The organism is Streptomyces sp. sk2.1, from assembly GCF_008120935.1.
Classification (GTDB): domain Bacteria; phylum Actinomycetota; class Actinomycetes; order Streptomycetales; family Streptomycetaceae; genus Streptomyces.
Map to the genome: position 1 here is coordinate 800,284 of NZ_RDBO01000020.1, position 26,525 is coordinate 826,808.

Below are 26,525 nucleotides of genomic sequence, written 5' to 3' on the forward strand. Positions count from 1 at the left end.
TCATCCCTGACTGTTGTTCTCGTGGGTGTGGGCGCGGGGGGCGGCGTCCGTGGTGCTCGCGTGCCCCAGGGAGCGGTCGATGGCCGCGCGCAGGACCACGCGGTCGTCGAAGGGGCGTACGACGCCGTGGATGTCCTGGCCCTGCTCGTGGCCCTTGCCGGCGATCAGCACGGTGTCACCGGGTTCGGCACGGGCGACCGCGGCGGCGATGGCCGCGGCCCGGTCGGCGTCGACCAGGACGTCGCCCCGCTCGTGGACGGGGACCTCGGCGGCGCCCGCGAGCATGGCGGCGAGGATTCCGAGGGGGTCCTCGGAACGGGGGTTGTCCGAGGTCAGTACGGCGGTGTCGGCGAGGCGGGCCGCGGCGGCGCCCATCGGGCCGCGCTTGGTCGTGTCGCGGTCGCCGCCGCAGCCGAGGACGATGTGGAGCCGGCCCTCGGTGACCTTGCGCAGGGAGCGCAGGACGGATTCGACGGCGTCGGTCTTGTGCGCGTAGTCGACGACCGCGAGGTAGGGCTGTCCGGCGTCCACCCGCTCCAGCCGGCCGGGGACGCCGGGGACGGCCGCGACGCCGTCGGCCGCGGTCTGCGGGTCGATGCCCGCGACGGCGAGGGTGACGATCGCGGCGAGGGTGTTGGCGACGTTGAACGGGCCGGGCAGCGGGGCCCTGGCCGCGATCCGTTCGTCCTTGGGACCGACGACGGTGAAGGTGGAGCCCAGCGGACCCACCTCGACCTCCTCGGCCCGCCAGTCGGCGTCCGGGTGGCCCTCGGCGGAGAAGGTGACGACCGGGACGGACGCCTCGGTGACCAGCCTGCGGCCGTACTCGTCGTCGAAGTTGACGACGCCCTGCCGACTGCGCTCGGGCGTGAAGAGTCGTGCCTTGGCCTGGAAGTAGTCCTCCATCCCGGAGTGGAACTCCATGTGCTCCGGGCTGAGGTTGTTGAAGACCGCGACGTCGAAGACGCAACCGTCGACCCGGCCGAGCACCAGGGCGTGGCTGGAGACCTCCATGGTCACCGAGTCGACGCCGCGCTCGCGCATGACGGCGAACAGGGCCTGCAGGTCGGTGGCCTCGGGGGTGGTGCGCTCGGACTTGATGCGCTCGTCGCCGATCCGCATCTCGACGGTGCCGATCAGTCCGGTGGCGCGGCCCGCGCCGCGGAAGCCGCCCTCGACGAGGTACGCGGTGGTGGTCTTGCCGGACGTCCCGGTGATCCCGATCTGGAGCAGGTCGGCGCCGGGCCTTCCGTAGATCTCGGCGGCGAGTTCGCCCATCCGGCCGCGCGGGTCCTCGGCGACCAGCACCGGCAGTCCGGTGGCGGCGGCACGTTCGGCGCCCGCCGGGTCGGTGAGGATCGCCGTCGCGCCGAGGCCGGCCGCCTGGGCTGCGAAGTCGGCGCCGTGCAAGCGGGCGCCCGGCAGGGCAGCGTACACATCACCGGGGCGCACCGCCCGCGAGTCGTGGGTGATGCCGGTGACCTCGCCGGTTCCCGGCGGTTCGACTCCCAGCCGGGCCGCCAGTTCGCCGAGCGGCGTCGGTCCGATCCGGTCCGGACGGGGCGCTCCCGGGTATTGCGCGGGCGCGGCCTTCTGGGTGGTTTGGAACTGATCAGCGTGGGGCACGGCGGTGAGCGTACCGGGCGCACCCGGCCTCTCGCGAAGTGAGGGGCCGGGGTTCCGGCGGTTCTGGTTCCGGTTCCCGGGTTCGGGCGTGATGGTTGTCACTGCTTGGATCCCCGGGTTCACTCGTCGGGTTCGAAGGACACCGGCAACCTGGCCGGGCCGCTGCCGGACGGCGGGGTCTGGAGGGTCTTCAGCGCGAATTCCATGACCTGCTTGTAGATCGGCCCGCAGATCTGGCCGCCGAAGTAGCTGCCCTTGGTCGGGTTCTGGATCGCGCAGTAGACGGTGACCTGCGGCTTGTCGGCGGGCGCGAAGCCGGCGAAGGACGCGGTGTAGCCGTGGTATCCGCCGCGCACCGGATCGACCCGGTTGGCCGTACCGGTCTTGCCCGCCACCCGGTAGCCCGGGATCTTGGCCTTCGTGCCGGTGCCCTCCTCGTCGCCGACCACCGACTCCAGCATGGTGGCCAGCGTCCTGGCGGTCTTCGCGCTGATCACCCTGGTCCGCTCGGGTGGATCGGCGGCCCGGAAGCGGCCGTCGGCGTCCTTGGTGCCGCGCACCAGCGTGGGCTCGATCCGGACACCGCCGTTGGCGATCGTGGAGTAGATGGAGGCGGCCTGCATGGCGTTGAGCGAGAGGCCCTGGCCGAACGGGATCGTGTACTGCTGCGAGGTCGACCAGTCGCCGGGGGCGGCGAGGATGCCGGGGGTCTCGCCCGGGTAGTCGAGGCCGGTCGGCGAGCCGATCCCGAATTTGCGCAGGTAGGAGTAGAGGACCTTGTTGGCCTCGGTCTGCGTCTTGCCGAGTTCGCCGGTGGCCAGGATGGTGCCGATGTTGCTGGACTTGGCGAGTACGCCGTTGAGCGTCAGGTACCAGGTGGGGTGGTCGATGTCGTCCTTGAAGAGCCGGTCGCCCCGGTGCAGCCGGTTGGGGACGGTGACGTGGGTGCCCGGGGTGGCGACCTTCTCCTCCAGTACGGCGGCCATCGACATGACCTTGCTGGTGGAGCCGGGTTCGTACGCGTCCTGGAGCGCCGCGTTGCCCAGCGCCGCCGCGTCGGCCCGGGAGAGGTCGTTGGGGTCGAAGCCGGGGGCGTTGGCCATGGCGAGGACCTCGCCGGTCCTGGCGTTCTGGACGATCACGTAGCCCCGGTCGGCCTTCGACTTCTTCACCTGGTCGGTGATGGCCTGCTGGGCGGCCCACTGGATGTCGCGGTCGATGGTCAGCTCGATGTCGGACCCGGCGACGGCCGGGATCTCCTTGGTGCCCGCGGTGGGCACCCGCCGGCCGCCGGCCTGGGCGTACCTGATCTTGCCGTCCTCGCCCGCCAGCTCCTTGTCCAGCTTCGATTCGAGGCCGCCCGCGCCCTTGCCCTCCGCGTTGACGTAACCCAGTATCCCGGCGGCGAGCCCGCCGTTGGGATACACCCGTTTGGTCGTCGCCTCCTGGAAGACCCCGGCCAGCACGTTGGCTCCGGCACCGCCGCGCGCCCGGTCCTTGGACGCCTTCTCCGCGAAGACCGACTTGAGGTCCTTGATCTGGTTCCAGACCTGTGGGGTCTGGCGTCGGGCCAGGACGGTGTAGCGGCCTTTTCCGGCCAGTTTCCGGGTCAGTTCGGCGGTGTCGGTGCCGAGGATCGGGGCGAGGAGCGCCGCGGCCTGCTGGGGCGCGTCGGGGGCCTTGCTGAACTCGGGCGTGAACATCGAGGGGTCGGCGGTGATGTTGTACGCGTCGACGCTGGTGGCCAGTGCGATCCCGCTGCGGTCGGTGATCTCGCCGCGCTCGGCGGAGATCGTGTAGTCGAGGTAGCGGTTCTCCTTCGCCTTGGCCGCGTACGCGTCGGCGTCGACGGCCTGGACCTGGAGGAGCCGGACGACGAACACCAGCATGACGAGCGTCAGCGCGAGGCTGACCAGCCGGAGCCGGGGGCGCGGATCGCCCAGTCGCAGCGGGCCCGCGGGGCGGGGGCGGGGGCGGGACGGGCGCGGGGCCGGGGGCCGGGGTCCGCGCGGCGGTGCGGGAGGCGGGGCCGGCGGTCGGCCCGGCCGCAGGGGTCCCGGTGCCGCGCGGCGGGGTCGGGGTCGGTTCCGCGCTGGCCTCGGAGGGCACGCCCCGGACCTTGCCGTCCGGGCCGAGGAAGGCGGGGCTGCCGCCGGGCACCATGCCCAGCTCGCGGGCGCGCCGTTCCAGGGCGTCCGGCTTGGAGTAGCTGTCGACGTCGCGCTGGAGGGCCTGCTGCTCGTCGGTGAGTTCGGTGGTCCGCTTCTTCAGCTCGCTCAGCCTGAACGATCCCTCGTTGAGGGCCGAGTTGAGCACCAGGAGCGTGATCAGGCCACCGCCGAGGAGCACCACCACCAGCAGGACGAAGGGGGTGCGGGCCGCTTTGCTGGGCCGGGACGGCATCAGCCGGGCGAGCCGCGCGGCCCGCCCCTTCAACTGTGCGGCCGGTCCGCTCACCGCGCAGCCCCAGCCGCCACCGGGCGCCGGGTGCTCATCGCTCCTCCTCGCGGATCCGCTGGGCGCCGCGCAGCCGGGCGGGGGCGGCGCGCCGGTTCTCGGCGACCTCCTCCTCCGTGGGCAGCTCCGCGCCGCGGGTCAGCAGCTTCAGCCGGGGCTGGTAGCGCTCGGGCACGACGGGCAGTCCGGGCGGTGCCGTGGTGGCGGCGCCCGCCGCGAACACCTGCTTGACCAGCCGGTCCTCCAGCGAGTGGTACGAGAGGACGGCGATCCGGCCACCGACCGCGAGGCTCCGCACGGCCGCCGGGATGGCCCGTTCCAGGACGGTGAGCTCGCCGTTGACCTCGATGCGCAGCGCCTGGAAGGTGCGCTTGGCGGGGTTGCCGCCGGTCCGCTTGGCGGCCTGCGGCAGCGCGTCGCGGATCAGCTCGACGAGCCGGGCGCTGTTGCTGAACGGCTCCTTCTCGCGCTCGCGCACGATCGCGGAGACGATCCGTTTGGCCTGCTTCTCCTCGCCGTACGCCCGCAGGATGCGCACCAGTTCGCCCGGCGGGTACGTGTTGAGCACCTCGGCCGCGCCGATGCCGGTCGTCTGGTCCATGCGCATGTCGAGCGGGGCGTCCTGGGCGTAGGCGAAGCCCCGGTCGGCCTCGTCCAGCTGCATGGAGGAGACGCCGAGGTCGAACAGGACGCCCTGGACCTTCGGGACGCCGAGCCTGTCGAGCACCTCGGGAAGTTCGTCGTAGACGGCGTGCACCAGGGTGGCCCGGTCGCCGAACGGGGCGAGCCGCTCGCCGGAGAGCCGCAGCGCCTCCTTGTCCCGGTCCAGCGCGATCAGCCGTACGGAGGGGAAGGCCGAGAGCAGCGCCTCGCTGTGTCCGCCGAGGCCGAGGGTGCAGTCGACGACCACGGGCGCCTGCGGGCCCGGCGTCTCCAGAGCCGGGGCCAACAGGTCCAGGCACCGCTGGAGCATCACCGGGACGTGTCGGGTCTGGCTCATGTGCCCTCTCAGGCTCAGGTCCCGTGCGGTCGTACGTGCGGCCCGGTCCCCGCCCGCTCGGAAGGGGAGGCCGGACGGCACCGGGAAAGGGGTGCCTGCCGACCGGCGAGCGGGAGAGGGCCGGGCCGCACGTACGCCGCGCACGGGGGAAATCTTCGGAATGTGCAGGGTGTCGGTAACTTCCCGTCACTTTAGTCCACCCTGCCATTCGATCGATTCCCGATCAATCAGCCGGGCTGCGCGTCGCCCTGCCCGGCACTCACCCGCCCGGAGGAGCACCGGGAGGCTTGTGGGTTACCTCACAACAAGTCTCGTTGACGTTCTTTGTCCCTTCTCACAGCGCGACGCGAAGGGGGGTGGGGGATAACGTCATAGCCATGTCGACTTCCGCGCACTCCCCCGCCGCGCCCGCCGCCGATCAGGCCCATGACGGGGAGACGGTCACCGACCGCCTCGTCGCCGCGAACACCAGGTACGCCGCCGGTTTCGAGGATCCGGGCATGGACGCGAAGCCGGTGCTGCGCGTCGCCGTGGTCGCCTGCATGGACGCCCGGCTCGACCTGCACGACGCGCTCGGCCTGGCGCTCGGCGACTGCCACACCATCCGCAACGCGGGCGGCGTGGTCACCGACGACGTGATCCGTTCGCTGACCATCAGCCAGCGGGCCCTGGGCACGCGCAGCGTGATACTGATCCACCACACCAACTGCGGTCTGGAGTCGATCACCGAGGAGTTCCGCCAGGAGCTGGAGGCGGAGGTCGGCCAGCGTCCGGTCTGGGCGGTCGAGGCGTACAAGGACGCCGACCAGGACGTGCGGCAGTCGATGCAGCGCGTGCGCACCTCGCCGTTCCTGCTGCACACCGATGACGTCCGCGGCTTCGTCTTCGACGTGACCACGGGTCTGCTGCGCGAGATCCTGCCCACCTCCTGAATCCCCGGTACCACCCCTTCCGGAACCGAAAAATCCCACTGAACCCGGCATATCGCCCCCACTTGTCCACAGGCAAGTGACATGACGCGGCAACGGCAACAAGAATGCCCGTGTGGCATCCCTCCGGACGGTTCCGAAAGGGGTGTCCATGTTTCGGGGTGGCCGGGCGGTTCCATGCGCGTCGGTCCGTGATTGGGGTACCCCTTGCCCCTCGTGGGCGGGGGCAGGGCCGAGGAGGGCCGGGTGACGACCTATGACGATCGAGCGAGCCTCACAGATCTGACCACGACCGCGGAGCGGGTGCGCAGGTCGGTGGAGCGGGTGATCGAGGGCAAGCCCGAGGTCGTGCGGCTTTCGCTGACCGTGCTGCTGGCGGAGGGACATCTCCTCATCGAGGACGTCCCCGGGGTCGGCAAGACGATGCTGGCCAAGGCGCTGGCGCGGTCCATCGACTGCTCGGTGCGGCGCATCCAGTTCACGCCGGACCTGCTGCCCTCGGACATCACCGGGGTGTCCGTCTTCGACCAGCAGCGGCGTGACTTCGAGTTCAAGCCGGGCGCGATCTTCGCCCAGATCGTGATCGGCGACGAGATCAACCGGGCCTCGCCGAAGACCCAGTCGGCGCTGCTGGAGTCGATGGAGGAGCGCCAGGTCACCATCGACGGGCACAGCTACGAGCTGCCCGATCCGTTCATGGTGGTGGCCACCCAGAACCCGGTCGAGATGGAGGGCACCTATCCGCTGCCCGAGGCCCAGCGCGACCGGTTCATGGCGCGGGTGTCGATCGGCTATCCGAACGCGGACGCCGAACTGCGGATGCTCGACGTGCACGGCGCCGTCTCGCCGCTCGACGACCTCCAGCCGGTGGCGCACGCGCACGACATCGTGAAGCTGATCGACGCGGTGCGTACGGTGCACGTCGCCGACGCCGTGCGGCGGTACGCGGTGGAGCTCGTCGGGGCCACCCGCAGCCATCCCGACCTCCGGCTCGGTGCCTCGCCGCGGGCCACGCTGCACCTGCTGCGCGCCGCGAAGGCCTCCGCGGCGCTGGACGGCCGGGACTACTGCCTGCCGGACGACGTGCAGGCGCTGGCGGTCGCGGTGCTCGCGCACCGTCTGCTGCCGACGGCACAGGCCCAGCTGAACCGCCGCACCTCCGAGCAGGTCGTGCAGGAGATCCTCCAGCGGACACCGGTCCCGACCGCCGCCGGCGGCGTCCAGACGCAACCCCATCCCCGGCAGGGGCCCCCGGTGTACGGCCGGCAGCCCGGCGCACGGCGGGTGTGATGGCCTTCGGGGGGCCGCCCGCGAGGGACGACGGCGACGACAGGGGCGCGCTGCGGGCGGCCCTGAGCGGGCTGACCACGCGCGGGAGGTCCTTCCTCGCGGCCGGTGTCGCCGCGGCGGTCTGCGCGTACGTACTGGGACAGGGGGACCTGCTGCGGGTCGGGCTGCTGCTCGCCGTGCTGCCGCTGGTCTGCGTGGCGGTGCTCGTCCGCACCCGGTACCGGGTGGCGGGCACCCGGCGGCTCTCGCCGTCCCGGGTTCCGGCGGGCACGGAGGCGCGGGTCCACCTGCGGATGGAGAACGTGTCGCGGATACCGACGGGGCTGCTGATGCTCCAGGACCGGGTGCCCTACGTGCTCGGGCCCCGGCCCCGGTTCGTGCTGGACCGGGTGGAGGCCGGCGGCCACCGCGAGGTGTCCTACCGGGTGCGGTCGGACCTGCGCGGGCGCTATCCGCTCGGGCCGCTCCAGCTGCGGCTGAGCGATCCGTTCGGGATGTGCGAGCTGACCCGCTCGTTCAGCGCGTACGACACCCTCGTCGTCATTCCGCGGACCGAGCCGCTGCCGCCGGTGCGGCTGGCCGGCGAGGCCCCGGGGTACGGCGAGGGGCGGCAGCGCTCGCTGGCGCTGGCCGGTGACGACGACGTGATCCCGCGCGGTTACCGGCACGGCGACGACCTGCGCCGGGTCCACTGGCGTTCCACGGCCCGCTACGGCGAGCTCATGGTGCGCCGCGAGGAACAGCCGCAGCGGTCCAGGTGCACGGTGCTGCTGGACACCCGGCGGATCGCCTACCGGGGGGCGGGACCCGACTCCGCCTTCGAGTGGGCGGTGTCCGGGGCCGCGTCCGCGCTGGTGCACATGCTGGAGCGCGGCTTCGCGGTCCGGCTGCTGACCGATGACGGGACCGCGGTTCCCGGCGAGGGCGCGGGCGGTTTCGCCGGTTCGACGCAGGAGTCCGCCGACTCGGCGGGGCTGATGATGGACACCCTGGCGGTGGTCGACCATTCGGACGGCAGCGGCCTGTCCCGCGCGTACGACGTGCTGCGCGGCGGCAACGAGGGGCTGCTGGTCGCGTTCTTCGGCGACCTCGACGAGGAGCAGGTCGCGGTGGCGGCGCGGATGCGGCAGCGCAGCGGCGGCGCGGTGGCGTTCGTCCTGGCCGACGCGGCCTGGACGCAGGGCGACGCCCCTGCCCCCGGGGCGGAGGCGGCGTTCGAGGAACGGCTGCGACTGCTGCGGGAGTCGGGCTGGACGGCGGTCCCGGTGACGCCCGGGACCGGGCTCGCCGAATACTGGCGGCAGGCGGGGCACCAGGGCGTGACGGCGGAGTCCGCCGGCGGCGCGGGTGGTACGACGGGTTTCTCCGGGGGATGGTCATGAGCGGTCGTGGTCGGCTGGCGCTGTGCGCCTTCGTGGCGACGCTGGCGGCGGCGACCTCGATGCTGCCGCTGGTCGATCCGGCGACCTGGATCCTGCAGGCGGCCTTCCTGCTGGCGGTCCAGAGCGGAACGGGCGCGCTCGTCCGCCGGGCGCCCGTGCCCCGTGCGGTGATCGTCGCGGCGCAGGCGCTGGTCATGCTGGTCCTGCTGACCGTGGTGTTCGCCAGGGGGCAGGCTCCGGCCGGTGTGCTGCCGGGTCCGGAGGTGCTCCAGCGGCTGGCGGAGCTGCTGACGGCGGGCGCCGAGGACGTCGGCAGATACGCCGCTCCGGCGCCCGTGACGGACGGCATCCGGCTGATGCTGATCGGCGGCGTGCTGCTGGTCGGCCTGGTCGTGGACGCCCTCGCGGTGACCTTCCGCAGCGCGGCCCCGGCCGGTCTGCCGCTGCTCGCGCTGTACTCGGTCGCCGCCGGGCTGTCCGAGGGCGGGGCCGGCTGGCTCTGGTTCCTGCTGGCGGCCGGCGGCTATCTGCTGCTCCTGCTGGCGGAGGGCCGGGACCGGCTCTCGCAGTGGGGACGGGTCTTCAGCGGTGCGACCGCCGGGGCCCCGCGGGGCCCGGCGGTCGGCGCGGCGCTCTCGGGCGGCCGCCCGACGGCCCCGGTCCGGACGGGGCGCCGCATCGGCGCGCTGGCGCTGGGCGTCTCGCTGGTCGTACCGGCGGCGTTGCCCGCGCTCGACGGCGGCCTGCTGAGCGAGCGGAGCGGCGGCGGGGGCGGCCAGGGGGGCGGCGGCACCATCTCCGCGGTGAACCCCCTGGTCTCGCTGCAGAACAACCTGAACCAGCCGGAGAACCGGCAGGTGATGTCCTACCGCACCAACTCCAACGATCCACAGGGCTTCTACCTGCGAATTCTCGCCCTGGACCAGTTCAACGGCAACGAGTGGCGGCCCTCCACCCGCCGTCTGAGCGACGTGCCCAAGCGGCTCCCGCAGCCGGAGGGCCTCGGTCCGGACGTCAAGGTCACGGAGATCCGGTCGAACATCTCCTCGTCCCGTTCCTACCGGCAGACCTACCTTCCGCTCCCCTACCCCGCGACCGAGGTCAGGGTCGGCGGACGCTGGCGGTACGAGCCGACGGGGCGGACGCTCGTCGGTGACGGCGGGGAGACGACCGGCGGTGCGCAGTACGAGGTCTCCAGCCTGGTGGTGCAGCCGACCGCCGACCAGCTCGCCTCGGCGGGTCCCGCCCCGGCCGCCCTGCGGCGTGAGTACACCCGGGTGCCCGACTCCCTTCCGGAGGTGGTCGAGAAGACCGCGACCGAGGTGACCGAGGGCGCCGCCAACGACTACGAGCGGGCGGTGAAGCTGCAGAACTACTTCGCGTCGAACGGCGGCTTCGTCTACAACACCTCGGTGAACTCGGGCACCGGGAGCGCGGCGATCGGCCGCTTCCTCAAGGAGAAGCAGGGCTTCTGCGTCCACTTCTCCTTCACGATGGCCGCGATGTCGCGGACGCTGGGCATCCCGGCCCGGGTCGCGGTGGGCTTCGCCCCCGGCACGGAGCAGGCGAACGGTTCGGTCTCGGTGGGGCTGCGCGACGCGCATGCCTGGCCCGAGCTGTACTTCGAGGGCGTCGGGTGGACCCGTTTCGAGCCGACCCCGACGCGGGGCAGCGTGCCGACGTACACCCAGCCGGAGGCCCCCGAGGGCGACGCGAGCGACCCGGCCGTGCCGGAGGAGAACTCCTCGACCGCCCCGACGGCCGTCCCGGATGCCCCGGACGACTGCCCGGCGCAGATGCGCAAGCAGGGCGAGTGCGGCAACACGACGGCGCAGGGACCGGTGACCCCGACGGATTCCGGTACGCCGACGGGCACCGTCGTCGGTGTGTCCCTGCTCGCCGTGGTGGTCCTCGTACTGCCCCTCCTGCCGATGCTCTGGCGGCTCCGGGCACGTCGTCGCAGGCTGGCCCCGGCCGCCGGGCGGGCGCCGGTCCAGGAGCGGGCCTCGCCGGCGTCGGCCGGCGGGCGGGCCGTACCGTCGGATCCGCGGTCCGCCGCCACCGGCCCGGACCGGGTCCGGGGCGACGCGTCGGCTCCCGCCCCGGCGGACGCGGCGGGTACGACGGCCAGGACGCTGGCGGCCTGGCGGGAGATCACCGACACCGCCTGGGACCACGGCATCGAACCGGACGACTCCCGGACCCCGCGCAAGGCGGCGGTGCGGATGGTGCGGCTGGGGCGGCTCGAATTCGACGCGGCGGACGCGGTGCACCGGGTGGCCGGGGCGGTGGAGCAGGTCCTCTACGCCCCGGAGCCCCGCCCTGCCACCGGACTGTCCGAGGACGTGGAGACGGTACGGGCCGGTCTGCGGGCGTCCGTCGGCCGGGCCGCCCGGATCCGGGCGGTCGTGGCACCGCGCTCGGCCGTTCGGGTGATCTGGGCGGCCTCGGCCCGCTGGGCGGCGTTCACCGGCCGGTGCTCGGCGCTGTGGGGCCGTCTCCGGTGGCCGGTGCGGCCGCTGCGGCGCCCGTTCCGCCCACAGGGATGAGGCACGGCCCGCGGGTCGCCGGAAGGGACGACGGAAGCCCGGTCCCCGCCCCGGCGGCCCGCAGGACCGGCCCGGAGCCGGACGGCCCCGACGGGACGACCCCGGCATGGCACCGCACCGCGTGTACGGCACGGCGGCACCGGACAGGGGTGCGCGAGCACCGGACGGGCCGCTCGTGGGCACGGCGACCCGGCACTCGAACACGGCCGATGTGCGCCGCGGGGGGCGGTTCCACGCTCCTCGGCCGGCCCGGACAGGACTGAGGGGCGGCCGCGAAGTCGCGGCCGCCCCTCGTCCAGGAGTGCTTCGAGGGCTACTGGCCCTGCTCGTCGCGGCGGCGCTGCCACCGCTGCTCGATGCGGTTCATCACGGTCCGGCGCTGCCTGGGGTGGTGACGACCTCCACCACCACTTGCCGGATGCTCGCCCGGCTTGGGCGCCTTGCGCCAGCCGGTGACCGCGAGGACCGCGCAACCCAGCATGACGAGGAATCCCACCACGCTGATCCAGATCAGCTGAGCGACCATTCCGGACATGAGGAGCGCGATACCCACCAGGAAGCCTGCGACCGCCTGATAGACCCGTCGCCGGGTGTACGTACGCAGCCCGCTTCCCTCGAGCGCTGTCGCGAACTTGGGATCTTCGGCGTACAGCGCTCGCTCCATTTGCTCGAGCATTCGCTGCTCGTGCTCCGAGAGCGGCACGGAGTCCTCCTCGTCGTCGGCCGCGGGGGGCGGCCGGTATGCGGCCCTTCCAGGATAGGCAGGGATTCGCCCCCGTGAAACCCGCCTTCTTGCCCATCAGCCAGTCCGGGCCGCCACGACGGCTCGGCTGCTGAGGCGTTGATTCCCCGACCTCCGATCCGTCATGCCGGATGGTGTCCCCCGATCATACGGGGCGAAGCCCCCGATCGGGGGGTCCGGGGCGTACTCCGTCTGCCGCTGCGCCGCTGATCAGCCGTGTCGCGACCCCGGACGGCCGCCGGACCGGCTCGCGCTCAGGCGCGCTTCGTGCCCAGAACGTGCAGCTGCGTCGCGACCGAGTGGAAGGCGGGCAGCTCCGCCGCCGCGGCCTCCAGCTTGAGCAGGGCCTCCATCGCACCGGGCTCGGTGTCCACCAGGACGCCGGGCACGAGGTCCGCGAAGACCCGCACCCCGTGGACCGCGCCGACCTCGACGCCGGCCCCGGAGACCAGCTCGGTGAGCTGCTCCGCGGTGTAGCGCCGGGGCACCGGGTCCCCCTCGCCCCAGCGGCCCGCCGGGTCGCCGAGCGCCTGCCGGGCCTCCGTGAAGTGGCCGGCGAGCGCCCGTGCCAGGACCGCGCCGCCGAGCCCGGCGGCGAGCAGGCTGAGCGCTCCGGCCGGCCGGAGCGCGTCCACCGCGTTGCGCACCCCCTCGGCGGGCTCGTCCACGTACTCCAGGACACCGTGGCACAGCACCGCGTCGTAACCGCCGCGCTCGGCCACCTCGAACAGGCCGTGGATGTCGCCCTGCACACCGCGGACCCGGTCGGCGACCCCGGCCTCGGCGGCCCGGCGCTCCAGCGCGAAGAGCGCGTTGGGGCTGGGGTCGACGACGGTGACGCGGTGGCCGAGACGGGCGACCGGCACCGCGAAGTTTCCGGTGCCGCCGCCGGTGTCCAGGACGTCCAGGGCGTCCCTGCCGGTCGCCTTGACCCGGAGGTCGAGGGCGTCCTTGAGTACGTCCCAGACCACGGCGGTACGGAGGGAGGCGCGGGGGCGCAGCTGGTCCGACACGGCAGATGACTCCTCGGCACGGTGCCGCCACTGACGGCGGGAGCGTGAACAGTGCAGGTGGTACGAGTGCTGCCCACCCTATTGCCTCGCGCCGCCGGGGCCGTCATCCCGCGTCCGGCCGCCCCACCGCCCCGCACCGGAGCTCCCGCCGCCCGCCCGGTCCACTCCCCGCCCGTACCGACCGGCTGCCGTCCCGGGCCGGGGCGGGGCTTCCCCGCCCCGGGCCGGGACCCCGTCACGCCGTGTCGGGCCGCTCCTTCCGGGACTGCGGGAGCACCGGCTGGAGCACCAGCAGCCGCTCGACCAGGCGCAGGAACATCGCCGCGTCGCGCAGCAGGTCGTCGGCGTCCCGGCGGCTGGCGGCGCCCGGGATCCCGGCCTCCGCACGGGCCCTGCGGGCGGCACCGGAGGCGAACAGCGCACTCCACTCGGTCAGCTCCGGAGCTATTTCGGGGAGGACCTCCCAGGCGCTGCGGATGCGCTCCCGGCGACGCCGGGACGTCTCCGGGCGGCCCCGCGCGGCCAGCACGGCGGCCGCGGTCCGCAGCGCGGCGAGGTGGGCGGTGGCGTACCGCTCGTTCGGCACATCGAGAACGGCTGCCTCGTCGAGGCCGGCGCGGGCCTGGGCGAGCAGATCGAGAGCGGCGGGCGGGGCGGTGGTGCGTCGCAGGACGGGGTGGACATCGCTTGCCGGACCGGTCAGTGAGGGGGCAGGGCCGTCTGCGCGGCGCCGGGGTGCGGCTGCTGCGGACGAGTGGGCCATGACGAAACCTCCTGTCTCGTGTAACGACTCCGTGGCCGTATGCATCCATCGTGAGGGGCACCACTGACAGTCCCCGTCGCGACCGCACTGACCTGCCCTTTTGCCTCGATCGCGAGTTCGGGCTACCTTTTTGGACTGACTGGTCAGTTCAAAATCAGGGGAGGGTCAGTGGACAGCCCGCACGGGGCAGCCGTCACCGCCGGGAATCTCGGCCTCAAGGGACCGCGCGGCTGGGCCTTCCGCGGCGTGGACGTCGAGGCCGGACCCGGCTCGCTGGTGGCGATCGAGGGCCCCTCCGGCTCCGGCCGCACCTGCCTGCTGCTCGCCCTCACCGGCCGGATGCGCCCCACCGAGGGCCACGCGGAGGTCGGCGGACTGCGCCTGCCGCGCAAGATGGCGGCGGTGCGCCGCGTCTGCGCCCTGGGCCCGGTGCCCGGCGTCAGCGAGCTCGACCCGGCCTTCACCGTCGCCGAGCACCTGCGGGAGCGGGCCCTGCTCCAGCGCCGCTACGGCGGTTCGCTGCGCGCCCTGCTGCGCCCGCGCGCCGAGCGGACCGCCACCGCGCAGGAGCGGATCGACACGGCGCTGGCCGCAGCGGGGCTCGACCCGGCCACCCTGCCCAAGGCCGAGCGGACCTCCGTACGGGATCTGGAGCGGCTGGAGGCGCTGCGGCTCTCCGTCGCGCTGGCGCTGATCGGCGGCCCCCGGCTGCTCGCGGTGGACGACACCGACCTCAAGCTCTCCGACTCCGAGCGCGCCGAGGCGTGGGAGCTGCTGCGGTCCGTCGCGGCCGGCGGCACGACCGTGCTCGCCGTCTGCAGCCAGGCCCCCGAGGACGCCCTCACCCTGCGCACCGCCACCGCACAGGGCACCGACGACGGCGGCAGCACGAAGAGCACGGCCGACGACACGGAGAACACGGCCGGCACGGCCGACGGGACCACGACCGGGAAGGGGACGGCCGATGCGTTCGCCGAGACTCGCCGCGCTTGAGCTCAAGCGCTTCGGCAGGGGAAAGCTGCCGCGCGCCGCACTGGTCGCGCTCCTGCTCCTGCCGCTGCTCTACGGCGCCCTGTACCTGTGGTCCTTCTGGGACCCGTACGGGCGCCTCGACAGGATCCCCGTCGCGCTGGTCAACGACGACAAGGGCGCCACCGCGGCCGGGAAGCGCATCACGGCCGGTGACGAGATCACCGACAAGCTCCTCGACTCCAAGGTGTTCGACTGGCACGAGGTGAGCTCCGCCGAGGCCGCCGAGGGCGTCGAGGACGGCACGTACTACCTCTCGCTCACCATGCCCTCGGACTTCAGCGAGCGGATCGCGTCCAGCTCGGGCGACTCCCCCGAGACCGGCGCGCTCCAGGTGCGCACCAACGACGCCAACAACTACATCGTGGGGCAGATCTCCCGGACGGTGTTCTCCGAGGTGCGCACCGCCGCGTCGACCAACGCCTCGCGCGGCTTCCTCGACCGGATCTTCATCAACTTCTCCGACCTCCACGACGCGACGGAGAAGGCCGCCAAGGGCGCCGACGACCTCAAGGGCGGCATCGGCAGGGCGAAGAAGGGCTCGCAGGACCTCGCCGACGGGCTGAAGGACGCCAAGGCCGGCAGCGGCCGGCTGGCCGGCGGCATCGTCAAGCTGAACAAGGGTGCGGGCGACCTCGAGACCGGCTCCCGCCAGGTGGCCGAGGGCACCCAGCAGCTCGCCGACAAGGTGAACGGGGTGGCAACCGACGTCCGTCCGTTCCTGAAGGACAACGGCAAGTCGATCGGCGACACCGCCCGGCTGGTCGCCGACTCCTCGCAGGCCGTGCGGGACAACCTCGACCTGCTCGTGAAGGCCGCCCCCACCGCGGCCACCGCCGCCCACACGGCCTCCGACGACCTGGCCGAGCTCTACCGCACCAGCTGCGCGCAGGAGCAGGACGCCGACCCCGACGTCTGTCCGCCGCTGAAGCGCGCCACGACCGCCGCGGCCGATGTCGCGAAGGTCGCCGACGACGTGAACGTTCTGGTCACGAGCCAGAACGGGGACCTGAAGGAGCTGCGCACCCGGCTGGCCACGCTCCAGCGGCAGGCCGAGGACCTGGCCGAGCACGCGCCGCGCCTGGACGAGGACCTGGAATCCGCCGTCAAGAAGGTGAACGCGCTGAACACCGGTGCGCACAAGGTCGCCAAGGGGGCGAACGACCTGCACACCGGCCTCACCACGGCCAGGACCGGCTCCGCCGACCTGGACACCGGGGTGAGCGACCTCAGGAAGGGCGCGGTGAACCTGGACAGCGGGCTGATCCGGCTCGGCGACGGCTCGACCACCCTCGCCGAGGGGCTCGACGACGGCGTCGGCAGGATTCCCGACTACGACAAGAAGGACCGCGACGCCCGTACGGGAGTCATGGCCGACCCGGTGCAGCTGGCCTCCGAGTCACTGCACAAGGCCCCCAACTACGGCACCGGTTTCGCCCCGTACTTCATCCCGCTCTCCCTGTGGGTCGGCGCGATGGTGGCGTACATGCTGATCCAGCCGCTCAACCGGCGGGCGCTCGCCGCCGGGGCCTCCGCCTGGCGGATCGCCTTCGCGGGCTGGCTGCCGGTGGCCGCGATCGGGCTGCTCCAGGTGGCCGCCCTGATGGCCGTACTGCACTGGGGACTGGGGCTGCAGATGACCCGGGCCGCCGGGACGATCGCCTTCCTGGCCCTGGTGACCTGCTGCTTCGCGGCGATCGTGCAGTGGCTGAACGCCCGGTTCGGCGCCGCGGGACGCATCCTCGTCCTGGCGGTGCTGATGCTCCAGCTGACCTCGGCCGGCGGAACGTACCCCGTCCAGACCAGTCCGGGCTTCTTCAACGCGATCCACCCCTACCTGCCGATGAGTTACATCGTCGAGGGACTGCGCCGGCTGATCACCGGTGGCGGGCTCGGCCCGGTCTGGCAGGGCAGCGCGGTGCTGCTGGCCTTCACGGCCGGGGCGCTCGCCCTGACCGCGGTCGCCGCACGCCGCAAGCAGGTATGGACCCTGGACCGGCTCCACCCGGAACTGAGCCTGTGAGCGCGCCGGGACCTGTGAGAATCAGGGGCATGGAAAGCAGCAGCACCACGCGTCGCCGGGCCACCCGGCAGAAGCTCTACGAGGCGGCCGTGACCCTCATCGCGGAGAAGGGCTTCTCGGCCACCACGGTGGACGAGATCGCCGAGCGCGCCGGGGTCGCCAAGGGCACGGTCTACTACAACTTCAAGAGCAAGACCGAACTCTTCGAGGAGTTGCTGCGGCACGGCGTCGGGCTGCTCACCGCCTCGCTGCGCTCCGCGGCCGAGGAGACCGGGCGGCTCGGCGGCACCCGGGTCGAGGCGCTGGACGCGATGATCCGGGCCGGCCTGGTCTTCATCGACCGGTACCCGGCGTTCACCCAGCTGTACGTCGCGGAGCTGTGGCGCACCAACCGGGCCTGGCAGGGAACCCTCCTGGTGGTGCGTCAGGAAGCCGTCGCGGTGGTCGAGGGCGTGCTGCGCGAAGGGGTGGAGAACGGCGAGCTGAGCCGGGAGATCGACATCCCGCTGACGGCCGCCGCGCTGGTCGGCATGGTGCTGGTGGCGGCCCTGGACTGGCAGGCGTTCCAGCCCGAGCGGTCGATCGACGACGTGCACTCGGCGTTGTCGCTGCTGCTGCACGGGCGGGTCAGCGGGCGCTGAGCCGCCCGCCCCGGCGGACGGAAGCGCGCGGCGGACAGAAGTACGCGGCGGGCGAAGCACTTGCGGACAGAACCGCGTGACGGGCGGAGCGCATACGGAAGGCGCCGGTCCGGTGGGACCCGGTCTCCCGGGTCCGCGCCGGACCGGCGCCTTCCGTAGCTGCTGGAGGACTTCCCCCGTGGCCCCGTGTCCCCCGTGGCCCCGAGTCCTCCGTCGTGCTCCCCCGTTCCGGAGGGGAGTGCCGCGACCGTTCCGCCGCCCCGTGCCGGCGGTGCCTGCGCGGCGCCCCTCTCCGTGCCCACCACTCTCCCGTCCGGGCAGGTGGGAGCCCATCCGCGTACCTACTCATCTCGCGGTCTAGGTACGGATACTCAGACCTGCGCACCGAACCCGTCCCGCGCCGTACGCCATCTGGCCTACGATCGCGTCCGTGTCCGTACTCCCTCTGGTGTTCACAAGCGGCTGGGCCAGCGGGATCAACGCCTACGCGGTGGTCCTGCTCCTCGGCATTTTCGGTACGACCGGTCTGAGCGACGAGGTGCCCGACGCCCTCCAGCGCACCGACGTCCTGGTGGTGGCCGGGGTGCTCTTCCTCTGCGAGGTGGTGGCGGACAAGGTCCCCTACATGGACTCGGTCTGGGACTCGGTGCACACCGTCATCAGGCCGGTGGCCGGTGCCGTCGTGGCGGCGCTGCTGGCCGGTGACGACGGTTCGCTCCCGGAACTCGCGGCGGCGGCGATCGGCGGTTCCACCGCGCTGATGAGCCATCTGGTGAAGGCCGGCACCAGAATGGCGGTCAACACCTCTCCCGAGCCGTTCAGCAACATCGTCATGAGCATCGTCGAGGACCTGGGCGTCGCCGGGATCATCACCTTCGCGATATTCCATCCGGTGGCGGCCGCGGTCATCGCGGGGACGCTGCTGCTGCTCGGCATGGTGATCGTGGCCTTCCTGTTCTCCAGGATCCGGCGCTTCCTGCGGCGCAGGAAGCAGCGGCGCGAGGAGCGGCGACTGGCCCGGGCGGGCGCGTACCAGCCGCCGGACTGACGGTCGGCGGCGGCCGTTAAGGTCACTGACATGGCACGTATTGCGGTGATCGGCGCCGGGATGGGCGCGATGGCGGCGGCCGCCCGGCTCGCCGTGGCAGGCCACCGGGTGACGGTGTACGAGCGGTCGGAGACCTTCGGCGGTTCGGTGGGCCGGTACGCCCGTGAGGGCTTCGTCTTCGACACCGGTCCGGCTCTGCTCCATCTGCCCGCCGTCTATCGCGACCTGTTCGTGAAGACGGGCAAGGAGCCGCTGGAGCGGTGCGTCGGGCTGACCCAGGTCGATCCGGCGAGCCGGCACCTGTTCGCGGACGGCACGGCGGTGTCGCTGCCGAACGCCTCGCGGGCCGGGGTGGTCTCCGCCCTGGACGCGGCACTCGGCGGCGGCGCGGGCGCGGCGTGGGGCGGGTTCCTGGACCGGGCGCGCGACGCCTGGGACCGGTCGCGGCGTCCGCTGCTGGAGGAGCCGTTGCGCCCCGACCGGCAGGTGTTCGACCGCGATCCCTATCCGGCGCTCCGGCAGCGCCGGCTGCTGCGTTCCGCCCGGCAGGCGGGCACGGTGGCGGAGGTCGGCGCGTGGGAGCTGTCGGACCCCCGGCTGGCCGCGCTCCTCGACGGGTACGCCCTGTCGTACGGGCTGGACCCGGTGCGCGCACCGGCGTCGGCGGCCCTGCTGCCGTACATGGAGGAGACGTTCGGCAGCTGGTACGTCTCCGGCGGCATCCGGGCCCTGGCCCAGGCGGTGCACGAGCGGTGCCTGGCCCGGAGGGTGGAGTTCGTCCTGGGGTGCGAGGTGGCCCGGATCGTCGAGAAGGACGGCCGGGCGGCGGGGGTCGAGCTGGCGGACGGGACGGTCGCCGAGGCCGATCACGTGGTGCTGGGCGCCCCGCCCCGCCCCGGTCTGGTGCCGGGTCGGGAGTCCTGGCAGGACGAGGACGTGACGGCCCGGCAGGGTGCGGGGCAGGAGCTGGTGCCGGGCCGGTTCCTGGTGCTGCTCTCGCTGCGCGGCGCCCGGCCCGCGGACACCGTGCACCGGACGCTGGTGCACCCGGCGGACGGTGCGGCGGAGCGCGAGGCGGTGTTCGGCGGACGGCTCGCCGAGCACCCCACGGTGACGGTGCTGCGCCCGGACGACCCGTCGACCCGTCCCGACGACGGCCACGAGGCGGTGACGCTGATGGCGACGGTCGCCCCGCAGGGCCCGGTGGACTGGACGGACCCGGCGGTGCGCGGGCGGTGTGCCGATTCGATGATCGGGGCCGCCGCCGCGGCCGTGCCCGGGATACGGGAGCGGCTGCTGCACGCCGAGGTGCGGACCCCGGCGGACACGGCGGCGCGGACCGGCGCGGAGGGCGGTTCGGTGCCCGCGCCCGTACTGGCCGGGGCGGGCGGCGCGTATCTGCGTCCGGGCAACCTCACCCGGCTGCCGGGGCTCTACGCCGCGGGCGGCTGGTCGCACCCGGGCGGTGGACTCGCCCACGCGGGCATGTCGGGGGCCCTGGTCGCCGGGCTGATCGTGGAGGGGGACGGGTTCCGGGGCTCCCGGTGAGCACCCGGGGGCCGTCCGGACCGCGGGACCGGCCGCCGACGGCGGCCACGGCTGCGGCTGCGGCTGCGGCTCAGTAGCGGTACTGCTGTTCGTCGTAGCCGCTGCCGTTGTTGTAGCCGTTCGGGGGGGCCACCTCGCACCCCAGGACGAACTCCACCCTCCGGGCCAGGCACCGCTCGTGCACCGCCTGGGCCAGGGCCCGGATGCCGCCGGAGACGTACCAGCTGCCGAACGTCTCCTCCATGTACGGCTGCTGGGCGTACGGGTCGGGGGCGTACTGCTGCTGTCCCCCGAAGCTGTCGTAGTCGTTGCCGTTGTTGTACCCGTCGTACGACGGGTACCCAGCGGGGCCCCCGGCGGTGCCGGTCCCGATGTACGGGTCGGAGTACGCGGCGTACTGCTGCTGCGTGCCGTAGTCGTACTGCCCGGCGAGGGGGTCCTGGGCGGCGTACGCGTCCTGGCCCGGTGCGCCGTACGCGGTGGTGGGCTCGGCGTAGGGGTCGTACGGGGCGTGCGGGGGCTGCTGCGGGAGGGAGGCGGACCGGCCGTCCTGGCCCGCCCGGTGACCGTCGGAGTAGACGCCGTACTGCCCGGTGTCGTCCGGCATGGGCTCCGGCTCGTAGACCGCGGGGGCCTCGGCGGGCGGCGGCGGGGTCCGTCCGTCGTGCTCCAGCTCCAGGTCCGAGACCTGGAGCGTGGGTCCGCGGCCCTGCCGCCCGTCCCCGTTCCCGCCCCGGCGGCGCCGGCTCACACCGGGGTTGCCCCCTATGGCCCAGCCGGTGGAGAAGCCCCGTCGGAAGGAGAGCGTGACCTGGGTCTGCCCGGTCGCGAAGGCGATCGTGCCGAGGACGATGACGAGCACGGACGGGATGAGCACCCCGACGACCACGCAGGCGAAGCCCGCGAAGGCCAGCAGTCTCCAGCGAAGGCGCGCCTTGTACTGCAGGAGCACTTCACCGAGCAGCCACAGCGCGACGATTCCGAACGCGATGTAGAGGACCGTCCAGCCCATGCCCGCCCCCTTCTGCGGCCACCCGCCCCGGGTAGCGGCGGGTACGGCCGGTCACGACTGCTTGTGCAGTCCGAGATTCTCGTAGATTTCGAGCGTCGCCGTCGAGTTGTTGAGCGTGATGAAGTGCAGTCCGGGCACACCCTCGGATCGCAGCCTCGCGCAGAACCGCGTTGCGAAGTCGATTCCAATGGAGCGTACAGCGGCGGGATCGTCCTTGGCCGCGAGGATCCGTTCTTTCAGGGACGCGGGGAAGGACGCGTTGCTGAGCTGCGCGAATCTGTCCAGTTGTTTGACGCTGGTCAGTGGCATGACCTCGGGAATGATCGGGGTTTCGCAACCCGCGGCGACCACTCGGTCACGCATCCGCAGATAATCCTCCGGATCGAAGAACATCTGGGTGATCGCGTAGTCGGCCCCGGCCCGGCACTTGTCCACGAAATGCCGGATGTCGGTGTCCCAGTCGGTCGAACGGGGGTGCATCTCGGGAAATGCCGCGACGCCGACGCAGAAATCGCCGGATTCCTTGATGAGCCGGACGAGGTCCGCCGCGTATCGCACGCCCTGGGGGTGCTTGACCCACTCGCCCATCGGGTCGCCCGGCGGGTCCCCGCGCACGGCGAGGATGTTCCGGATCCCGGCGTCCGCGTACTGCCCGATCATGTTGCGCAGCTCGGCGACGGAATGGTTGACCGCCGTGAGGTGGGCGACCGGGGTGAGGGTGGAGTCGGCCGCGATCTGCTGGGTGGCCCGCACCGTCCCGGCCCGGGTGGAACCGCCGGCCCCGTAGGTCACGGAGACGAAGCTCGGCCCCACCGCCTCGACCCGGCGCAGCGCGTTCCAGAGGTTCCGCTCGCCCCGCTCGGTCTTGGGGGCCCAGAACTCGAAGGAGTAGGAGGTCTTGCCGGTCGCGAGGAGCTCACGCACCGTGCGTGCGTGATCCGTCCTGGTGGATGGTGTGCCAAGGGCCATACCGGCAGGTTAACCAGAGCATGACGACCATAGGACCGGACCAGGGTGAATTGTCCGAATTGACGGGTTGTTTGTCCATCCTTCGGACACCCGGGCCGGATCACGCCCCTGAACGTCCGTGTCCGGTCCCGCTCCGAACGCCCGCTCCGGTCCCGGTCCGGGCATCCGGCCCGGTCACGGTCCCGGCAGCCCGTCCCCGGTCACGACCGTCCGGCCGGGATCACACTCCGGCGCGCGCCCTGATCCGGCGGGCCAGCTCGGCGGTGGCGGCGCCCGGGTCGGCGGCCTCGGTGATCGCCCGTACGACGACGACCCGGCGGGCCCCGGCGTCCAGCACCTCGTCGAGGTTGCCGGCGTCGATGCCGCCGATGGCGAACCAGGGGCGCGGCTGGTCGAGCGAGGCGGCGTACCGGACGAGGCCGAGGCCGGGGGCGTGCCGTCCGGGCTTGGTCGGGGTGGGCCAGCAGGGGCCGGTGCAGAAGTAGTCCACGCCGGGCTCGGCGACGGCCGCGTCGACCTCGGACCCGGCGTGCGTGGAGCGGCCGATCAGCACGTCGTCGCCGAGGACGGCGCGGGCCGCGGGCACCGGCAGGTCGCCCTGGCCGAGGTGCAGCACGTCGGAGCCGATGGCGTGGGCGACATCGGCCCGGTCGTTCACCGCGAGGAGCTTGCCGTGGCGTCGGCACGCGTCGGCGAACACGGCGAGGTGGTCGAGCTCCTCGGCCGCCTCCATGCCCTTGTCGCGCAGCTGGACGATGTCCACCCCGGCGGCGAGCACGGCGTCGAGGAAGGCGGGGAGGTCGCCCTGGCGCCTGCGGGCGTCCGTGCACAGATAGAGCCGGGCCTCGGACAGCGTGGCGCGGAGCGTGGACATCGGTGCGGTTCCCCCTGGGAGAGCGGTGCGGAAGGCAGCCCGGGGCAGGGGCGGACGGCGCGGGGCCGCGCCGTCCGCCCGCTCGCACCGGGCCTGTGGTCAGACGGCGAGCGCCTGGGCGCGGCGCTTCACCTCCGTGCCGCGATTCTCGCTCAGTGCCTGGGCGGGGGTGCCGGGCAGGGTCGGGTCGGGGGTGAAGAGCCACTCCAGCATCTCTTCGTCGGTGTAGCCGTCGTCCTTCAGGAGCGTCAGGGTGCCGGAGAGGCCCTTGACCACCCTGGTGCCGTCGATGAAGGCGGCCGGCACCTGGAGCGCCCGGTTCTCACCACGGCGTACGGCGATCAGCTGGCCCTCCTTGACCAGCTGCCGCACACGCGTCACCTCGACATCGAGCATTTCCGCGATGTCGGGGAGGTGGAGCCAGGCAGGGACGAGAGCATCGATCTTTGCGTCAATCTCGGTCACGAGGACAAGCCTGCCATCCCGCACTGACAGCCGATACCCGGACTCGGCCCTTCAGGGCGTCCCGAACCGCTCCCCCGGCCCCTCGGCGGCCCCTGTTCGGCCCCGTCGGCCTCGTTCCCCCACCGCGAATACCGAGGACGGCCGCCCGGCGGGTCCTCAGCCGCGGACCGCCGCCTTCAGCGGTACGGCGGGGTCGGCGGCCCGTTCCGGATCGAGCGGCGCCCCCGCCTCGATGAGCTTGCGCCCCTGTGCCAGGTCGCGCGGGCGGCCGACGGCGAGGACCGCGACCAGGACGCCGTCGCGCAGCCAGCACACCGACCAGGCGGGGTCCGCCGGATCGCCGCGCCACAGCAGGGTGTCGGCGTCGCCGTGGTGGCCCGCGTACTGCACGAACCGGTCGAACTGCTCGGACCAGAAGTACGGCACGGGGTCGTACGCCAGCGGCTCGAAGGCGCCGTCGGCCGCCGTGCCGATGATGTTGGCGGCGGCGGTGCGCGGGCCCTGGAGGGCGTTGTCCCAGTGGTGGACGAGCAGGCGTTCGCCGTACCGGGCGGAGGGGAACGAGGCGCAGTCGCCGACCGCGTACACATCGGGCGCCGAGGTGCGCAGCGCCCCGTCGGCGGTCACCGATCCGTCGGGGCCGAGCTCGATGCCGGAGCCGGCCAGCCAGCCGGTGGCGGGCCGTGCGCCGATCCCGACGACGACCGCCCCGGCCGGGAGCGCGCGGCCGTCCGCGAGGACCACCCGGCCCGGTTCGATGTGGTCGACCCGGGCCCCGGTGAGGAGTTCGGCGCCGATCCCGGCGTACCAGTCGGCCATCGGGGCGGCGACCTCGGCGGGCATCGCGCCCGCGAGGGGCCGGTCGGCGGCCTCGACGACGGTGACCCCGCAGCCCGCGGCGCGGGCCGCGGTGGCGAACTCGGCGCCGATCCAGCCCGCGCCGACGACCACGACGTCGTGCCGCCCGTCGAGGACCGGGCGCAGCCGGGCCGCGTCGTCGAGGGTGCGCAGCAGGTGGACGCCGGGAACGCCCTCGGTGCCGGGCAGCACGACCGGTTCGGCGCCGGTCGCGATCACCAGGACGTCGTAGCCGACGGGGCCCGCGGGGGTGTCCAGTTCGTGTGCGTCCGGTCGTACGCCGGTGACCTCGACGCCCAGCCGCAGTTCGATGTCCAGCGCCTCGAAGTCGACCTCGAAGGCGGAGTCCTCGGCCTTGCCGAGCAGCACCGCCTTGGACAACGGGGGCCGGTCGTAGGGCTGATGGGGTTCGGCTCCGATCAGGGTGACGGGACCGGCGAAGCCCTGTTCCCGCAGGGCCACCGCGGTCTGCACGCCCGCCATGCCCGCGCCCACGACGACGACGCGGCGCCCCGGCCGCCGGTCCGGCTGCTCTGACTGCTGCTGATCGCTCACCCGTACACCATAAGCACCTGATATTTCGTCAGGAAGAGGGGATCTCCTCGACCGTGCTCGTCCCGCGGCCCTCCTGCGACTCCCACTCCCACCGCTCCTCCAGCCGGACCCGGCCGTCCGCGAGGTCCACGACGGTGGAGACGCAGTGGCCGCCGGAGGTCGTCCCGTCCCGCTTCAGCTGGACGTACCTGAAGTCGAGGGTGTCGCCGTCCCGGGTGCCGACGAGGTGGCCGCGGACCACGTCGCCGCCCGCGTAGTCGGCCCAGATCCGGCCGTCCCGCTCGTGGTACGTGAAGCGGGTGCGGGTGCCGACCTGGCCCGGGGCCTGGTCGGCGACCGGGGCGAGGACGAGTCCGTCGAGCGAACGGGCCACGGTGACTGCTCCCTTACTGGGCCGGGACGGCGGGGTTTAGGGTGGCCAACGTAAGACACTCGCGGGAGCCCGGACGCACCGGGCTGAGAGGGAGGCTGGGCGGCCTCCGACCGTACGAACCTGATCCGGGTCATGCCGGCGAAGGGAGGGGCTGGACGCCCATGCGTTCTTCCGGAAACGGGAAGGGATCCGACGTCCTCGTCATCGGGGGCGGGATCATCGGTCTGGTGACCGCCTGGCGGGCCGCACAGCGCGGACTGCGCACCGCGGTCGCCGATCCCGAACCGGGCGGCGGGGCCGCCCGGGTGGCGGCCGGCATGCTGGCCGCCGTCACCGAGCTCCACTACGGCGAGGAGCTGTTGCTCGGTCTCAACGTCGCCTCGGCCGCCCGCTACCCGGCCTTCGTGGCCGAGCTGGAGGAGGCGAGCGGGCGGGAGACCGGCTTTCGCGCCTGCGGCACCCTGGCCGTCGCCCTGGACGCCGACGACCGCGCCCACCTGCGGGAGCTGCACGCCCTCCAGCAGCGGTCCGGGCTGGTGTCCCAGTGGCTCACCGGCCGCGAGTGCCGCCGGCTGGAGCCGATGCTGGCGCCGGGGGTCCGGGGCGGGCTGCGGGTCGACGGCGACCACCAGATCGATCCCCGCCGGCTGGCCGCCGCCCTGCTGACCGCCTGCGAGCGGGCCGGGGTGGCCTTCCACCGCGACCGGGCGGAGCGCCTGACGGTACGGGGCGGCCGGGCCGCCGGGGCGGTGCTCGGCGGGGGTACGGAACTGGCGGCCGACCAGGTCGTGCTCGCCGCGGGCAGCCTCAGCGGCCGGCTCCCGGGGCTGCCGGACGAGGTCGTGCCGCCGGTCCGGCCGGTCAAGGGGCAGGTGCTCCGGCTGACCGTGCCCGCCCCGTACGCGCCCTTCCTCAGCCGGACGGTGCGGGCCGTGGTCCGGGGCAGCCACGTCTACCTGGTCCCGCGCGAGAACGGCGAGCTGGTCGTCGGCGCCACCAGCGAGGAGCTGGGCTGGGACACCACCGTCACCGCGGGCGGCGTCTACGAACTGCTGCGGGACGCCCACGAGCTGGTCCCCGGCATCACCGAGCTGCCGCTCACCGAGGCCCTGGCCGGTCTGCGTCCCGCCTCCCCCGACYACGCCCCGCTGCTGGGCCCCACCGCCCTGCCCGGCCTGCACCTCGCCACCGGCCACCACCGCAACGGGGTGCTGCTCACCCCCGTCACCGGTGACGTCATGGCGGAGTTCCTCACCGGGTCGACCCCCGAGATGTCCTCGCCGTCCACCAGGATCCGGCCCGACGACGGCTCGATCAGCCGGTTCACCATCATCATCGTGGTGGTCTTGCCGCAGCCGGACGGTCCGACCAGGGTGACC

At 73.2% G+C, this 26,525-nt stretch carries 21 protein-coding genes, 2 pseudogenes and 1 riboswitch; of the genes and pseudogenes, 10 read left to right on the plus strand and 13 right to left on the minus strand.

Annotated elements, in window-relative coordinates:
• From EAO76_RS07100 to rsmH, 3 genes are all read right to left on the minus strand, one after another.
• Window positions 1–1,728 carry a UDP-N-acetylmuramoyl-L-alanyl-D-glutamate--2,6-diaminopimelate ligase gene (locus EAO76_RS07100; RefSeq protein WP_148834415.1) on the minus strand — a complete coding sequence of 576 codons (1,728 nt, stop codon included), beginning with the start codon at window positions 1,726–1,728 and terminating at the stop codon, window positions 1–3.
• Window positions 1,729–1,745: 17 nt separating this feature from the next.
• The gene (locus tag EAO76_RS07105) at window positions 1,746–3,515 is read right to left on the minus strand and encodes a penicillin-binding protein 2 (protein ID WP_316248318.1); all 1,770 of its coding nucleotides are present in this window, start codon (window positions 3,513–3,515) and stop codon (window positions 1,746–1,748) included.
• A 602-nt stretch (window positions 3,516–4,117) separates the two neighbouring features.
• Window positions 4,118–5,083: a 16S rRNA (cytosine(1402)-N(4))-methyltransferase RsmH gene (gene rsmH, locus EAO76_RS07110; protein WP_148834419.1), complete on the minus strand. Its 966-nt coding sequence runs from the start codon at window positions 5,081–5,083 to the stop codon at window positions 4,118–4,120.
• A 377-nt stretch (window positions 5,084–5,460) separates the two neighbouring features.
• Between rsmH and EAO76_RS07115 the strand changes: the two genes are divergently transcribed.
• From EAO76_RS07115 to EAO76_RS07130, 4 genes are all read left to right on the plus strand, one after another.
• Complete coding sequence (locus EAO76_RS07115) at window positions 5,461–6,015, plus strand: carbonic anhydrase (RefSeq protein WP_148834421.1); 555 nt, start codon at window positions 5,461–5,463, stop codon at window positions 6,013–6,015.
• A gap of 243 nt (window positions 6,016–6,258) precedes the next feature.
• On the plus strand, window positions 6,259–7,302 hold the full coding sequence (locus EAO76_RS07120; RefSeq protein WP_148834423.1) for a MoxR family ATPase: 1,044 nt from the start codon (window positions 6,259–6,261) through the stop codon (window positions 7,300–7,302).
• Complete coding sequence (locus tag EAO76_RS07125) at window positions 7,302–8,684, plus strand: DUF58 domain-containing protein (protein WP_148834425.1); 1,383 nt, start codon at window positions 7,302–7,304, stop codon at window positions 8,682–8,684. Before EAO76_RS07120 ends, EAO76_RS07125 begins: the two co-directional genes overlap by 1 nt.
• Window positions 8,681–11,233, plus strand: coding sequence for a DUF3488 and transglutaminase-like domain-containing protein (locus tag EAO76_RS07130; protein WP_148834427.1), 2,553 nt, complete (start codon window positions 8,681–8,683; stop codon window positions 11,231–11,233). Before EAO76_RS07125 ends, EAO76_RS07130 begins: the two co-directional genes overlap by 4 nt.
• 313 nt (window positions 11,234–11,546) lie before the next feature.
• On the opposite strand, the gene EAO76_RS07135 is transcribed toward EAO76_RS07130, so the two are convergent.
• The 3 genes from EAO76_RS07135 to EAO76_RS07145 all read right to left on the minus strand — a co-directional run bounded on the left by EAO76_RS07135 (window position 11,547) and on the right by EAO76_RS07145 (window position 13,751).
• Window positions 11,547–11,936 carry a DUF3040 domain-containing protein gene (locus EAO76_RS07135; protein WP_148834429.1) on the minus strand — a complete coding sequence of 130 codons (390 nt, stop codon included), beginning with the start codon at window positions 11,934–11,936 and terminating at the stop codon, window positions 11,547–11,549.
• Between the two features lie 293 nt (window positions 11,937–12,229).
• A complete protein-coding gene (locus EAO76_RS07140) occupies window positions 12,230–12,988 on the minus strand; it encodes a methyltransferase (RefSeq protein WP_148834431.1) in 759 nt (252 codons plus the stop codon).
• 235 nt (window positions 12,989–13,223) lie between these two features.
• A complete protein-coding gene (locus EAO76_RS07145; protein ID WP_148834433.1) occupies window positions 13,224–13,751 on the minus strand; it encodes an SAV_6107 family HEPN domain-containing protein in 528 nt (175 codons plus the stop codon).
• 168 nt (window positions 13,752–13,919) lie between these two features.
• Here EAO76_RS07145 and EAO76_RS07150 point away from each other — a divergent pair, with 168 nt between their 5' ends.
• From EAO76_RS07150 to EAO76_RS07170, 5 genes are all read left to right on the plus strand, one after another.
• Window positions 13,920–14,744, plus strand: coding sequence for an ATP-binding cassette domain-containing protein (locus EAO76_RS07150; protein ID WP_148834435.1), 825 nt, complete (start codon window positions 13,920–13,922; stop codon window positions 14,742–14,744).
• Entirely contained in the window at window positions 14,716–16,803 is a 2,088-nt protein-coding gene (locus EAO76_RS07155; protein WP_148834437.1) for a YhgE/Pip family protein, read from the plus strand. Before EAO76_RS07150 ends, EAO76_RS07155 begins: the two co-directional genes overlap by 29 nt.
• Window positions 16,804–16,832: 29 nt before the next feature.
• Complete coding sequence (locus tag EAO76_RS07160; RefSeq protein WP_148834440.1) at window positions 16,833–17,444, plus strand: TetR/AcrR family transcriptional regulator; 612 nt, start codon at window positions 16,833–16,835, stop codon at window positions 17,442–17,444.
• Window positions 17,445–17,874: 430 nt separating this feature from the next.
• Window positions 17,875–18,492 carry a DUF4126 domain-containing protein gene (locus tag EAO76_RS07165; RefSeq protein WP_148834442.1) on the plus strand — a complete coding sequence of 206 codons (618 nt, stop codon included), beginning with the start codon at window positions 17,875–17,877 and terminating at the stop codon, window positions 18,490–18,492.
• Between the two features lie 30 nt (window positions 18,493–18,522).
• Window positions 18,523–20,040: an NAD(P)/FAD-dependent oxidoreductase gene (locus tag EAO76_RS07170; RefSeq protein ID WP_148834444.1), complete on the plus strand. Its 1,518-nt coding sequence runs from the start codon at window positions 18,523–18,525 to the stop codon at window positions 20,038–20,040.
• Window positions 20,041–20,110: 70 nt separating this feature from the next.
• Here EAO76_RS07170 and EAO76_RS07175 read toward each other — a convergent pair whose 3' ends face one another.
• The 6 genes from EAO76_RS07175 to EAO76_RS07200 all read right to left on the minus strand — a co-directional run bounded on the left by EAO76_RS07175 (window position 20,111) and on the right by EAO76_RS07200 (window position 25,146).
• The gene (locus tag EAO76_RS07175) at window positions 20,111–21,052 is read right to left on the minus strand and encodes a hypothetical protein (RefSeq protein WP_148834446.1); all 942 of its coding nucleotides are present in this window, start codon (window positions 21,050–21,052) and stop codon (window positions 20,111–20,113) included.
• Between the two features lie 51 nt (window positions 21,053–21,103).
• Window positions 21,104–22,021 (minus strand): methylenetetrahydrofolate reductase [NAD(P)H], encoded by a 918-nt coding sequence (gene metF, locus EAO76_RS07180; RefSeq protein ID WP_148834448.1) that lies wholly within the window; start codon window positions 22,019–22,021, stop codon window positions 21,104–21,106.
• Between the two features lie 220 nt (window positions 22,022–22,241).
• On the minus strand, window positions 22,242–22,895 hold the full coding sequence (thiE, locus tag EAO76_RS07185) for a thiamine phosphate synthase (RefSeq protein ID WP_148834450.1): 654 nt from the start codon (window positions 22,893–22,895) through the stop codon (window positions 22,242–22,244).
• Window positions 22,896–22,994: 99 nt separating this feature from the next.
• On the minus strand, window positions 22,995–23,360 hold the full coding sequence (locus EAO76_RS07190; RefSeq protein WP_148834452.1) for an Rv2175c family DNA-binding protein: 366 nt from the start codon (window positions 23,358–23,360) through the stop codon (window positions 22,995–22,997).
• A gap of 156 nt (window positions 23,361–23,516) precedes the next feature.
• Window positions 23,517–24,773, minus strand: coding sequence for an NAD(P)/FAD-dependent oxidoreductase (locus EAO76_RS07195; protein WP_148834454.1), 1,257 nt, complete (start codon window positions 24,771–24,773; stop codon window positions 23,517–23,519).
• A 28-nt stretch (window positions 24,774–24,801) separates the two neighbouring features.
• Entirely contained in the window at window positions 24,802–25,146 is a 345-nt protein-coding gene (locus EAO76_RS07200; RefSeq protein ID WP_148834456.1) for a hypothetical protein, read from the minus strand.
• 51 nt (window positions 25,147–25,197) lie between these two features.
• A riboswitch (TPP riboswitch) is annotated at window positions 25,198–25,310 on the plus strand.
• Here EAO76_RS07200 and thiO point away from each other — a divergent pair.
• Window positions 25,308–26,429, plus strand: a pseudogene (thiO, locus tag EAO76_RS07205) (glycine oxidase ThiO); the annotation flags it as partial. It overlaps the preceding riboswitch by 3 nt.
• Here thiO and EAO76_RS45930 read toward each other — a convergent pair.
• Window positions 26,396–26,525 (minus strand): annotated as a pseudogene (locus EAO76_RS45930) (ATP-binding cassette domain-containing protein); the annotation flags it as partial. The pseudogenes thiO and EAO76_RS45930 overlap by 34 nt on opposite strands.